Source organism: Halomonas sp. MMH1-48 (assembly GCF_022348105.1).
GTDB lineage: Bacteria > Pseudomonadota > Gammaproteobacteria > Pseudomonadales > Halomonadaceae > Vreelandella > Vreelandella piezotolerans.
On the sequence record NZ_JAKRFL010000021.1, the window covers coordinates 1 to 11,749 of the forward strand.

The 11,749-nt window shown below is 56.5% G+C and carries 12 protein-coding genes; 5 read left to right on the top strand and 7 right to left on the bottom strand.

Going from position 1 to position 11,749, the window contains the following annotated elements:
- Positions 1-166 precede the first annotated feature (166 nt).
- The gene (locus tag MHM37_RS14815) at positions 167-628 is read left to right on the top strand and encodes a DUF3304 domain-containing protein (protein WP_153842672.1); all 462 of its coding nucleotides are present in this window, start codon (positions 167-169) and stop codon (positions 626-628) included.
- The gene (locus MHM37_RS14820) at positions 621-2,414 is read left to right on the top strand and encodes a DUF2235 domain-containing protein (RefSeq protein ID WP_153842671.1); all 1,794 of its coding nucleotides are present in this window, start codon (positions 621-623) and stop codon (positions 2,412-2,414) included. Before MHM37_RS14815 ends, MHM37_RS14820 begins: the two co-directional genes overlap by 8 nt.
- 9 nt (positions 2,415-2,423) lie before the next feature.
- Here the strand turns inward: MHM37_RS14820 and MHM37_RS14825 are convergent, their stop codons facing one another.
- Complete coding sequence (locus MHM37_RS14825; protein ID WP_153842670.1) at positions 2,424-2,771, bottom strand: DUF305 domain-containing protein; 348 nt, start codon at positions 2,769-2,771, stop codon at positions 2,424-2,426.
- Between the two features lie 248 nt (positions 2,772-3,019).
- Between MHM37_RS14825 and MHM37_RS14830 the strand changes: the two genes are divergently transcribed.
- Together MHM37_RS14830 and MHM37_RS14835 are read left to right on the top strand one after the other, a co-directional pair.
- Positions 3,020-3,514: a nodulation efficiency, NfeD-like protein gene (locus tag MHM37_RS14830; protein ID WP_153842669.1), complete on the top strand. Its 495-nt coding sequence runs from the start codon at positions 3,020-3,022 to the stop codon at positions 3,512-3,514.
- Position 3,515: 1 nt separating this feature from the next.
- The gene (locus tag MHM37_RS14835) at positions 3,516-4,565 is read left to right on the top strand and encodes an SPFH domain-containing protein (RefSeq protein ID WP_044629248.1); all 1,050 of its coding nucleotides are present in this window, start codon (positions 3,516-3,518) and stop codon (positions 4,563-4,565) included.
- Between the two features lie 39 nt (positions 4,566-4,604).
- Here MHM37_RS14835 and MHM37_RS14840 read toward each other — a convergent pair whose 3' ends face one another.
- The 3 genes from MHM37_RS14840 to MHM37_RS14850 form a co-directional block, all read right to left on the bottom strand.
- Positions 4,605-5,933 carry a DUF2252 family protein gene (locus MHM37_RS14840; RefSeq protein WP_153842668.1) on the bottom strand — a complete coding sequence of 443 codons (1,329 nt, stop codon included), beginning with the start codon at positions 5,931-5,933 and terminating at the stop codon, positions 4,605-4,607.
- A 64-nt stretch (positions 5,934-5,997) separates the two neighbouring features.
- Complete coding sequence (locus MHM37_RS14845) at positions 5,998-7,488, bottom strand: sodium:solute symporter family protein (protein WP_153842667.1); 1,491 nt, start codon at positions 7,486-7,488, stop codon at positions 5,998-6,000.
- Positions 7,481-7,708: a hypothetical protein gene (locus tag MHM37_RS14850; RefSeq protein ID WP_139526622.1), complete on the bottom strand. Its 228-nt coding sequence runs from the start codon at positions 7,706-7,708 to the stop codon at positions 7,481-7,483. Before MHM37_RS14850 ends, MHM37_RS14845 begins: the two co-directional genes overlap by 8 nt.
- A gap of 103 nt (positions 7,709-7,811) precedes the next feature.
- On the opposite strand from MHM37_RS14850, the gene MHM37_RS14855 reads away from it, so the two are divergent.
- Positions 7,812-8,990: a glycosyltransferase gene (locus MHM37_RS14855; protein ID WP_231125563.1), complete on the top strand. Its 1,179-nt coding sequence runs from the start codon at positions 7,812-7,814 to the stop codon at positions 8,988-8,990.
- A gap of 12 nt (positions 8,991-9,002) precedes the next feature.
- On the opposite strand, the gene MHM37_RS14860 is transcribed toward MHM37_RS14855, so the two are convergent.
- The 3 genes from MHM37_RS14860 to MHM37_RS14870 all read right to left on the bottom strand — a co-directional run bounded on the left by MHM37_RS14860 (position 9,003) and on the right by MHM37_RS14870 (position 11,706).
- Positions 9,003-10,031, bottom strand: a complete 1,029-nt coding sequence (locus MHM37_RS14860) for a methionine synthase (RefSeq protein ID WP_153842666.1) — start codon at positions 10,029-10,031, stop codon at positions 9,003-9,005.
- Positions 10,032-10,056: 25 nt separating this feature from the next.
- Entirely contained in the window at positions 10,057-11,034 is a 978-nt protein-coding gene (locus tag MHM37_RS14865; RefSeq protein WP_153842665.1) for a DUF1852 domain-containing protein, read from the bottom strand.
- A gap of 246 nt (positions 11,035-11,280) precedes the next feature.
- Positions 11,281-11,706: a GNAT family N-acetyltransferase gene (locus MHM37_RS14870; protein ID WP_139526618.1), complete on the bottom strand. Its 426-nt coding sequence runs from the start codon at positions 11,704-11,706 to the stop codon at positions 11,281-11,283.
- Positions 11,707-11,749: the final 43 nt, after the last annotated feature.

Here is an 11,749-nt window from a genome sequence, read left to right on the forward strand (position 1 = left end):
CACTCGGAACTGGACACCGCGCCGGACGGTCTGGCTGAACCCGGACCGGGAAGACCCGCTGGTTCAACGCGATCAGCGATTAGAAGCCGCCTGATTCCAGGTTCCAACAAGCTTGACAGGCATCGCACTGTTCGGAATTTATTATGAAAAAAAGGAATCAATTACCATGTTAGTTCGCTGGGCAATAAGCCGTTATATGCGTTTAATCCCTCTATGGCTTCAGGTGGTATTAGCTGGAATAGTCATGATATGGCTAGCCTGGAGCATGCTTTCTAATACGTCTAAGAAAGGAAGTTTGGTTGGATACAACCATACTGATCGTCCCCTAGGTAGATACTTTGTAGATGGTAACTATGGCGGTAATGGAGGAACAACCTGCTGCTGGTCTTTTAAGGGGGATACTGTCGAGGTGGAATGGATTTTGAGCGTGACGGGTGAACAGAAAAGGCAGGGCTTAGAGCAAGAAATCCATAGAGTCACTATGCCTATGCCCGAACATAATAAAACAGACCAGTATTTGCATGTTCATTTCCTGTCGAATAATAAAGTTGACTTGATTTGGAGCTCTAACATCAGGTCTCCAAAGCTAGACCAGTACCGTAGTGAGGAGGAAAGACGCGATGAATGAAGAAACATTAGAAAACCTTCAGGCGTTCAATTCTCGTAACAAAGGTAATAATTACATCGAATTTGGAGCTGATTGCCGTAAATTCTTAGATATGGGGTTTTTCTTTGATGGAATAAACCGAAACATTTCTGATGATGTTTTAACTGGTAAAGTTAGTAATATATCAGCGATGTTTGAAGCCCATTTGCGTGAGCAGGATGATCACGTAGGCAATGCTTTCCGTAAGCATTATTACTCCGGTCTTGGAACGTCTTTCGACTCCAGCCTATCAGATGATGTGGTGGGTGCTGCGCACCGCTTTCCTGGCGAAGCCGTCGGAACGGGCGCAGGACAGCTACGTTCCAGTGGCGCAGATGCCGCAAAAGAAGTTCTCTCTGGTGGTGGTTCGGGGCGCTGGTACGAGGTTTTTGGGCGTTCATTTAAAGTATCCATCACTCAACCCTGGAACTGGATAAAATCGGCTCGGGATGCCGCTATTCGCACGGGTATTGAAGCCGCTGCACCTATCAGGGACACTTCCATTGCCGCTAACCTGTTGATGAGCGGGAGTCACACCCGCCTCTCCTCCGCTGTTCGCGATTTCCACAACAGCGTTGCTGATGTTAAGCAACACAGTGAGCTACCGTTGGCCCGAATACGCGTCTCTGTCTTTGGCTTCGATTTTGGTGCCGCCATGGCTAAAGCATTTGTACGGCGGCTTCTGGATGAAGTGTGCGATCAGGATGGCGAACGTTTTGTTTATCAGGACAGCGATGTGGAGGTCGTATTTGTAGGCTTGTTGGACTGTGTGGACCGTACACATGCCGAGATGGGGCCGTTGGATTGGTTTCACCCGTTGACCCCGGTGCTTGATGATGGTGGTGAGCTTCACCCAGGCTGCCAGCGGGCACTGCATTTGATCGCCGCTCACGAGCGCCGTTTTTATCGCCGCTGCCGTCCGCTCGGAGTGGAAAATTCGCAGTGGCATGAAGAACTGTGCCCCGGCATTAGCGAAGATATTGGCGGTGGCCTAGTAGCCGACGAACAGAAAGCTAGCGCAGAATTATCGCGTGCCGCCCTGCACCGCATGTATCGCCGTGCCACTATTGCTGGCGTGCCTTTTCCGCCGCTGGACACGCTGAGAGAACAGAACGAATTTACTGCTCAACTGTTTGAGCTAAATGATGAAATCGAAGGCTATTCATTACCCGCTTTGGCCCGCCACTATCAACGATATACCAATTCTCGACGCAGTCCTACAGGTGAAAACTTTCGCTTCCATACCCTGGTTTATCTGGCCTGGCTAGCGCAACGTTACCGCGACTATCAGGACACACTGGCTGCTCTAGAAGCACGCGAAGATGCGCTGCCTAACCGTTATTACCATCGCACCATTGGCTCACTGGTGGCGTCTATCTCAGGAGAGCAAGAAGAGTGGTCACTTCAGAGGGCGGAGCAAGCCGAGATTGATGCAGCTATAGACTCATTAAAGCAGTCTTGGAGCTGGCTCGAAGATGTTGACAGCGAGGCGAGGGATATACGTCGGCGCGAACGTTCATCAGACAGGAATACCTATTTGCATGCGCGAGCGACGCTTCGTCACCACTCGCAATTAGCTAACAGGTGGTATCAGTGGACAAGGGAAGAATCGCCACCTGAGCTACCCGAGCCAGTAGGGCTGCTGTTTGCTTATGGATTGCATGACAAGCAGCCCGAAGAGATGACTTATCGAAATCGACAACCCTCACAGCTTGTTGGTGGTTACAGGTTTATAACGTGGCGAGGGATTGATCAACCTGAAGAATAAAGTCGACAATTAATACCCTTTCCTAGCCAACCACGCTTTCAAGAAAGCAATTTCACTCTCTTGGGCGGCAATAATGTCCTCGGCCAGTTGACGAATTTCGTCATCTTCGCCGTGCGCCAGCACAATTTCTGCCATGGCGATAGCGCCCTCATGGTGTGGAATCATGCCCTGCGCAAAGTCCACGTCGGGTTGGCCGGTAAACGCCATATTCATATCGTTGTGCATGCGATCATTTGCGGCTCGATAAGCGATAACAGCAGGGTTGTCGCTATGGGTAGCGCTGTGCTCTCCCCCATGCTGCTGATGGCCGCCATGCCCCTCTTCTGTGTGATGGTGCGCATAGCTATTCGAGGAGATTAAAAAAGCCTGACAGCAAACAAAGGCTCAGTACCGGCATCACACGTGGCTTTGCAGACACCGCCCGAAGTGCAACATAACGAGACATAGACTTCTCCTGATGAAGGAACGCGTGATCGCGTGTCACAACCATTAACACTTACCAATAAAGCCGAACGAAGTGTAAAACCTATAGGCAGCCCACAGGTCAATATGGGCTAAGTGCGTTACTCTGTTAAACAATCTTTTTCGTCATTCATGGAGTCAATATGGATTGGAACCCTGCTTACAGCTGGCTGGTGCTCGCCTTGCTGTTGAGTCTTGCCGAACTGACCTCGGGCGCCATGGTGCTGCTGGCGCTCGGCATCGCGGCGGCGCTGACCGCCGCCGTCACGGCATTGGGGCTATCGCTGCCCTGGCAGTTGCTCAGCATGGGCATCTTTGCCGGCGTGATGGTGCCGGTGGGCGTGATGGTGATTCGGCCACGCTTCTCCCCCAAAGGGGTTGCCTACGGCACCACCGGTACCGGCGTCGAAAAAGGCAACCGCTATACCACGCTTTTACGCGAGTATGATCAGGCCACCGGCATTAAAGTAAACGGCGATTTTTTCCGTTTACGTGTGCTCGAAAGTGGCCAAACCGAGCTGCCCGAAGGCACGCAGGTCGTGTTCAAACGCTTTGAAGGCACGACCGCGCTGGTCACCTTAACGCCATCCGACACGGATGATCGTTCACGCGCCACCCCCAACACCCAGGAGTCTTGACATGGATTTACCGATAAGCCCCGGCCTACTGATTAGCCTGATCATCGTCGTCATCGGCATTTTGATCATTTCGAAAGGCTTGGTGATCGTTCGCCAATCGGAAGTGATGGTGATCGAGCGTCTCGGCTCTTTTCACCGCGTGCTGGAGAGCGGTATCAACATCATCATTCCGTTCATCGAACAGCCCCGCGCCATCACTATGCTGCGCTATCGCAAAATGGGCGAGGAGTACACCGCCATCACCACCGATGAGACCCGCATCGACCGCCGCGAGACGGTGATGGATTTCCCCGGCCAGCCCGTGGTGACCACGGACAACGTCACCGTGCGCATCAATGGCGCGCTGTATTACCAAATCATCGATCCCAAGCGGGCGGTCTATGAAGTCGAAAACATGAGCCAAGCCGTCGAGGTATTGGCGAAAACCACGCTCCGTTCGGTGGTCGGTAAGATGGAGCTGGATAAACTGTTCGAGTCCCGCGCGGAGGTCAACAACGAGATTCAGGCGGCGATGGAAGAGCCTGCCTCCAAGTGGGGCGTCAAGATCTCCCGGGTGGAAGTGCAGGATATCGCCATGCCGGAAGAGGTCGAGTCGGCCATGCGCCTACAGATGGCCGCCGAGCGGAAGCGTCGCGCCACCGTGACCGAAGCCGAGGGTGAAAAATCGGCCGCCATTGCCATGGCCCAAGGCCAGCGTGAATCCGCCATCTTGAATGCCCAGGGCGATAAAGAGTCTGCCATTCTGCGCGCCCAGGGTGAGCAGGAGTCCATCAAGCTGGTGCTGAGCGCTATTGGCGATAGCGAAGAGAACAAGCGCACGGTGGTAGGTTACCTGCTTGGCCAAAGCTATATCAAAGTGTTGCCCACCATGGCGAAAGACGGCGAGCGCGTGTTCGTGCCGTATGAGTCTTCGGCTCTGCTGGGCTCCATGGGCATGTTCCGGGAAATGGCAGGCTCCCCAGAAGACACCGTGTCTCATCATTTAAAAAGCCGCTCCGGTCAGGAAAGCGGCTTGAGAAGTGGCATCGTCGGTGGTGCCAGTAGCAGCTAACGCGTTACGTATTAAGCCACTGGCACGGCACTACTCAACCTATAATGCCGTGTCGTTGGCTTGAAAATGCTCCATGAACACTTGGTAGTCTTGAGTAACACAGTCGGCATAGGCCTTAGCAAGCGTTGCGACCACGCCAATAAACTGCTCCTCACGCCCTTCTAATCGCTGGCATACCGCGTTGGCAAACGGTGCGGCTTTGCCTCGGTTAAGCGCCTGCGCGCCGCGCAGGTGTTCCCGGGCCAGAATCTCACCCCACTGCCGTGCCAGCTTGCGGTAGGCTTTACCGCCAGAAAGATTATGGGTGGGATAGTCTTTTTTGAACGGTGATCGCTCGCGTACCGAAAACACCTTGCCGTTCATGGTCAACCAGCCAAGGTAGGCATCCGGGTGTTCGGCAATGGCATGGAACGCCGCGGCATGGCGAATGCCTTCATTGGGAAATAGCTTGCGCCACGCCTGCTGCTGCGCTTTGTCCATCAGGCGGTAGGCTTCTGGCGTGACCTGCTCTTTGATGTCTAGGATCACATCGTCGTGCTCGTGATCTGCCCCGCCTTCGATCAGCACGTAGTATCGCTCGACGCCCAGCGACCCGGTGCCGGCATCCAAACGCCGTGCGGTGTCTTTGACGAAGAAGTGCTGCGGGTCGCTCTCCTTGATGGGGTGCTGCAGCGTTTGCTGGTACTCCTGCTCGATGATGCGGCGTAGCTGGCTTGCTACATCGGCAGGCAGATTGGCGAGCTTGCCGGGGCGCTCGGCAAAGTGACGTCCTTTGTCGGGGTCAAGAGTCGTCCACTTCTCCAGCATGCGCGCCCGGCTTTGTTTATCGGCTACTTTACCCATAAAGGATTTGAGCGGGTCTTTCGCGCTGTCGAGCGTTACCGCATAAATCGGCCGCTCTTCATCACGGTACGCACTCAGCGTCTCTATGTAGCCTTCCAGCAATTTTTTGAGCGCTTTATCCACCGCTTTGGAGCTTAACTCAGCGTTCTCACAGGCATCCAACACGAGACTGATAGCCAGCCGCCACACGTCGTACTGATAATCCCCAATGAGCGCATCATCGAAGTCATCCATGCCGTAGCGTACTTGGTCATCGTGATGGCCGTAAGCGCCAAAGTTGTAGGCATGGGCATCGCCTTGTAGCCATGTTTGAGTATTGGGCCAGCCGCCGAACAGCGCGAAGCGCCAGTCGTGCCAAACATCCTGCCAATACAGATGGTTGGAACCGCGAAAGAAACGATAAGGAGAGGCTGCCATTTTGGCGTATTTCGCCTGCCGATGCGCCGCGCTCAGCGACGCATTCGCCTGTTGAATGGCCTCGATGACCTGTTGAGGGCGGTTATGTCCAGTCAATGCATGGCTCATTGCAGTGCCTTTGTCAGTGCATTAAAACGCTCTGAGATAAGCGTAGACGATGGACGTTAACAGATTAAGACACCCGTCTGCCCAAACGCGTCAGTCCGCGAGGGGCTGAAATGCGAAAGAAACGCTCGACCACCTCTTCACGCGTAGCAGGCGTCACCAGCGACACCAGCACGAACAGCGGCAAGTTGACCATGAGCCCCCAAAAACCGGCATGAATGCCGAGCGGGTGTCGCCATAGCGTGGTGAATGCCACCGTCACTACAAAACCGCCCAAAATGCCCGCCATAACGCCCAACCTAGAGGCGCGAGGCCAAAAGAACATACCAATGAACGCAGGCAACACCTGCGACGCAAAACCAAGCCCTACCAGCAGGATCATTACTAGGCTACCCGGCTCGGCAATCGCCAGCGGCGCAATCAGCAAGAACATGATGGGTAGAATCAAAAGCCGCGCCAACTGGGCGGTGTCACCCTCCGAGAGCTTCAAAAGCGGCTGCAGCACGTCTTTGCTCACCGAGAGAGAAACCGAGTGAATGAATGGCTCGCTGGAGGACATGGAAGCCGCCAGGGTACCCGCGCCCAGCAGCCCCACCAGCACCACGGGCAAGTGCTGCATGGCGTATTCCAGCACCACGGTATCTGCCCGCGCCAGCTCCGGCAGAGAGAAAATACCGATGAAACCCACCACCACCATGGGCAGAATCACCACGTAATAGGTAGGCAGCCACGTTGCGCTACGACGCAGGGTGCGCGCTGATGAAGCGCTCATCCACTGCGTCCACACTGGGGGCATGAACGACAGCATCGACACGATAATCGATGTGGTCCAGAAGCTAACACTCATATCGCCACCTGCGCCGGGTAGGGTCAAAAACTCAGGGTGCTCGGCAGCGATACGTTCGAACACCCCGGCAACACTCAGCCCGCCGGTGGCGCTGTGTACGGCCCACAGGCCTACCGCCCAGGCCACCGCCAGCATCAGCACACCCTGGAACGCGTTAGTGCGGCCTATCGCCCGCTGCCCGCTGGCGTAGAGATACACGGCTATACAAGTCAGCACCAACAGCACGCCTAGCCAAACGGGTATCAACCCGCCGCTCATAACAAACAGGATATAAGCGGAACCAATGGTTTGTAGCACTGCGTAGGCCACCGAGCCCACCGCCATCACCAGCGCGGAGAGCGCCCCTAGCGCAGGGCTTTGATAACGGTCGGCAATGGCGCTTGCTTGGGTCACATGGCCAAACTGCTCGCCGAACTGCCACACCTTCGGCCCGAAGTACCACGCCACCAGCGCTAAATAGGCCAAATAAACCGCCACATAAAATACCGCCACGCCCTTGGAGTAGGCCCAGCCCGGTGCGCCCATGAAGGTGTAAGCACTCACACTGCCCGCCGCGATCAGTAAGTAGAGGGTCACTGGACCCATACTGCGCCCAGCCACGCCCCACTCTTCTAGCGTATTCATAGAGCGCCCCGCCCGTGCGCGAAGGCCGATCAACATCGCGGTGGCCACGTATAACAGCGTGATCACTAACGGCCAGGCACTATTCATGATCGTCTCGCTCTACAATGCGATTGCCCACCAGCATGACCGCTACGCAGGAGAGGATGATCACATAGCTCCACACCACCATCAGCGGCAGCCCCATTACCAGCGTAGCCCGATTGACCAGGCCGATCACCGGCCATGTGCCTGCTAGCACCAGCATCATAAAGGCAATGAAAAGCCCCCAGCCCGCCCAGGACGTGGGCAGCACAAAAATACGTCGCATGTCATATCCATCATGATGAAAAGAAGTCGACACCACCACAGCTGTCATGGCGGTGTCACGGCGCGTTGCCATACTGGCAGCCACCCTAGCCGTTAAGTCGTTCATGATGAAGATTTTAATGCTTTCCGACGTCTATTTCCCGCGGGTGAACGGCGTGTCGACGTCGATCGAAAGCTTTCGGGGGGCGCTGGAACGCCAGGGACATCAGGTGAACCTCATTTGCCCTCGCTACACCGACCACGACGAGGCGGGGCCTCAGATTTGGCGCATCGACTCGCGCGGGGTGCTCGGCGACCCGGAAGACCGCATGATGCGCTACCGCGCCATCATGGCGCTGGCGACGAGACTGCAAGCCAACGAATTTGACCTAATTCATATCCACACGCCCTTCGTGGCCCACTACGCGGGCGTGGCACTGAGCAAACGGCTTGGGATCCCTGTGATCGGCACCTACCACACGCTGTTCGAAGAGTATTTGCACCACTATTTGCCGTGGCTACCCCGCCGCTGCCTGCGTTTTGCCGCTAGGCGCTTTTCGGTACACCAGTGCCAGCAACTCGCGACCGTCGTGGCGCCGTCATCGGCCATGGCTGCCGCACTGAATGCCTATGGCGTTCGTACGTCCGTCGCCACCATCGCCACGGGTTTATCGCTTACCCGCTTTACCACGCAAACCGTGGGCGCCCACTTTCGTGAGCGCCACGGCCTTCCGAAGCACGGTCGACTACTGCTCTTCGTGGGGCGTGCGGCACACGAGAAGAACATCGGTTTTTTGATCGATATGCTGCCCGAAGTGCATCGGCACCACCCAGAGACCCACTTGGCGGTCGTGGGCGAGGGCCCTGCCTTGGCATCGCTCAAGCAGCAGGCCGAATACGCGGGGCTTTTAAATTCCGTTCACTTCCTAGGCTACCTGCCACGCGATGGCGCGCTACAGGACGCCTATCGAGCAGCCGACGTCTTCGTGTTTGCCTCGCGTACCGAAACTCAAGGCTTGGTGTTACTGGAAGCTTTGGCGCTGGGCACCCCCGTCGTCTCGACCGCCATCATGGGCACCCAGGATGTTCTACAGCAGGACGAGGGCTGCCTAATTGCCGAAGAACACCGTAGCCACTTCGCCGAACAGATCAACCGGCTGCTCGACGATGACGCCCTTCGCACACGCCTCGCCCAGCGAGGCCGCATCTACGCCCAGCGCTGGAACGAGGATACCCAAGCGGAAATGCTAGTCAGCCTGTATCACTCTCTGTGTCCCAATGCATGGGGGTCATCACCCGCCTAATGGCCAAGCCGACTATCGAGAAATCTCCTGCCGCACGATCGCTGCGCCAGCGCTCAGCGCCTGCAGCTTACCCTGGGCGACTTCACGAGGCAGGGGCGTCATACCGCAGTTGGTGCAGGGGTAGAGCTTGTCGGCATCGACGAACTGCAGCGCCTTGCGCAGCGTGTCGGCGACCTCTTCCGGCGTCTCGATGGCGTGGGTAGCCACGTCGATGGCCCCGACCATCACCTTCTTGCCGCGAATCAGCTCGATCAGCTCCATCGGCACGTGGGAGTTCTGGCACTCCAGCGAAACGATGTCGATGTTCGACGCCTGCAGCTTGGGGAAGATCTCTTCGTACTGGCGCCACTCCGACCCGAGGGTCTTCTTCCAATCGGTGTTGGCCTTGATGCCGTAGCCGTAGCAGATATGCACGGCGGTCTCGCACTCGACCCCTGCGATAGCTTTCTCCAGGGCGGCGATGCCCCAGTCGTTCACCTCATCGAAGAAAACGTTGAAGGCGGGCTCATCGAACTGAATGATGTCCACGCCCGCCGCTGCCAGGTCACGGGCTTCCTGGTTGAGGATCTTGGCGAACTCCCAGGCCAGCTTTTCGCGGCTCTTGTAGTGGCCGTCATAGAGCGTGTCGACCATGGTCATGGGCCCGGGGAGCGCCCACTTGATGGGCTGGTCGGTCTGCTGGCGCAGGAACTTGGCATCCTCGACGAAGACCGGTTTTTCCCGCGATACGGGACCCAATACCGAGGGCACGCTGGCGTCGTAGCGGTCGCGGATCTTGACGATCTCGCGCTGCTCGAAATCGACGCCGTTCAAGTGCTCGATGAAGGTGGTGACGAAGTGCTGGCGAGTCTGCTCACCGTCGCTGACGATGTCGATGCCCGCCAAGCGCTGATCGTGCAGCGATACCCGCAGTGCATCCTGCTTGCCTTGGGTCAGCTCCTCGCCCTGCAGCTTCCAGTCCGACCAGAGTTTTTCGGGTTCGGCCAGCCAAGCGGGCTTGGGCAGGCTTCCGGCCGTCGATGTGGGCAGCAATGTCTTCATAGCAATATCCTTGGTAAACAGTGAATCAAAGGGCGACATCGGCCGACCAGCGCTCGAGCACGTGACGGAAAGGTTCGATGAAGTAGCGCTCGGCAAACTTGCCCTGCTCGACGGCCAGCTGGCTGCGCTCTTCGCGGTCGTACTCGATGCGGGTCAACGAGTAGTCCTGATGGGTCAGGTGCGGTTGATAGACCTTACCCGCCGCCGAGTTAGCGTTGTAAATTTCTGGACGATAGATCTTCTGGAACGTCTCCATGGTGCTGATGGCGCTGATCAGTTCGAGATCGCTGTAATCGGCCAGCAGATCGCCGGAAAAGTAGAACGCCAGCGGTGCCACGCTATGGGGCGGCATGAAATAACGCACCTGCAGGCCCATCTTGGCGAAATAGAAATCCGTGAGTGACGATGTGTCGTTCACGTATTCGACGCCCAGCACCGGGTGGCGATTTTCCGTCTGGCGATACACCTTGTTGCTGGAAACGCTGAGACAGATCACCGGCGCCTTGCTGGCAACGGATCGATACGCCTCGGAGTCGACGAAACGCTTGAACAGCTTGCCGTGAAGATCGCCAAACCCCTCCGGAATACCAAATTCCGACCGCTCCTTGTTGTGCTCCGAGAGCCACACGCTGAAGTCGTAGTCGCGGACGTAGGAGGAGAAGTTATTTCCCGTCATGCCCTCGATGCGTTTGTCGAGATGCCGATCGATGATGGTCGTCTTCAACATCTCGATCGCCGGGAAGGTAGTGCCTTCAGCCGCCACGCTCAGCTCACCGGTAATGATCTCCAGCTCGACGGCATAACGATCTCCCTTGGGGTTATCCCAATGGGCCAGGGTATTGAAGCGATTGCCGATCATGGTCAGCGCGTTACGCAGGTTTTCCTGGCAGCGCTCCCCCCTGGCGAGGTTAGCGAAGTTGGTCGTGGTACGCGTGCTCTCGGCAGGACGGTAGTGTTCGTCGAACCGGACGCGCTTGATGTCGAAGGTAAAGTCGTAGCTCATCGCGAACAGGCACCCTGTTGGTCGAGATTGGCGACGGCGCTGCCAGTGAACGTTCAGCTCCCGTCGAAACGAATGCGCCCTTTATGCCAGACCACACAGATGAATGAAAAGCGATATCGACTCAACTAAAAATGAATAAAATTCATATAAAGGAAAGCGCTTGCCCTGACAGGGAGGATGTTGCCCAACAGGCGTCCATCGAGGGCAGCCGTCAGGACACAGAGATGACCGACGGGAGACGGTGATTTAACGCAGTGTTCGCTGCATGGTGATGACATCGCCGTCGGTTCGACACACTCGAAACCCCAGGCGCTGATAGAGATGGCGGGCAGGGTTGATACGAAACACGCGCAGACGCAGTGAGGCGACGTCGGCCTGCCGAGCGAGATCCTCGACGTAATGGATGGCCGCCGTACCTAACCCTCGCCGCTGCCATGGAGGATCGATCTGCAATTCGCGAATGTCGTAAGCAGTGTCGTCGCGATAAAGACACAGCAGCCCGACGCGCGAGGTGTTCACGCAGAGTTCGATGCTGTCCATCTCGCCCCACTGCTTAGCGAACAGTTGGGTATCCCAGTGCCATCCCAACCGTTCGTAGTAAGCCGTCATGTTGCGACGAATGAGCGTTTCAGCAAAGGTCCTATCGTTCGTCGCGCGGAATACCGGCGTCATAGCTTCTCGCTCTATCGCCGACAAAAGGTGGATGAAGGACCTG

What these genes read in the sequence shown, in the direction of transcription:
- MHM37_RS14855 (WP_231125563.1), top strand. Translation starts at nt 7,812, where the DNA reads ATGATGAAGATTTTAATGCTTTCCGACGTCTATTTCCCGCGGGTGAAC.
- MHM37_RS14835 (WP_044629248.1), top strand. Translation starts at nt 3,516, where the DNA reads ATGGATTTACCGATAAGCCCCGGCCTACTGATTAGCCTGATCATCGTC.
- MHM37_RS14870 (WP_139526618.1), bottom strand. Translation starts at nt 11,706, where the DNA reads ATGACGCCGGTATTCCGCGCGACGAACGATAGGACCTTTGCTGAAACG.
- MHM37_RS14840 (WP_153842668.1), bottom strand. Translation starts at nt 5,933, where the DNA reads ATGAGCCATGCATTGACTGGACATAACCGCCCTCAACAGGTCATCGAG.
- MHM37_RS14830 (WP_153842669.1), top strand. Translation starts at nt 3,020, where the DNA reads ATGGATTGGAACCCTGCTTACAGCTGGCTGGTGCTCGCCTTGCTGTTG.
- MHM37_RS14820 (WP_153842671.1), top strand. Translation starts at nt 621, where the DNA reads ATGAATGAAGAAACATTAGAAAACCTTCAGGCGTTCAATTCTCGTAAC.
- MHM37_RS14850 (WP_139526622.1), bottom strand. Translation starts at nt 7,708, where the DNA reads ATGCGACGTATTTTTGTGCTGCCCACGTCCTGGGCGGGCTGGGGGCTT.
- MHM37_RS14865 (WP_153842665.1), bottom strand. Translation starts at nt 11,034, where the DNA reads ATGAGCTACGACTTTACCTTCGACATCAAGCGCGTCCGGTTCGACGAA.
- MHM37_RS14815 (WP_153842672.1), top strand. Translation starts at nt 167, where the DNA reads ATGTTAGTTCGCTGGGCAATAAGCCGTTATATGCGTTTAATCCCTCTA.
- MHM37_RS14845 (WP_153842667.1), bottom strand. Translation starts at nt 7,488, where the DNA reads ATGAATAGTGCCTGGCCGTTAGTGATCACGCTGTTATACGTGGCCACC.
- MHM37_RS14860 (WP_153842666.1), bottom strand. Translation starts at nt 10,031, where the DNA reads ATGAAGACATTGCTGCCCACATCGACGGCCGGAAGCCTGCCCAAGCCC.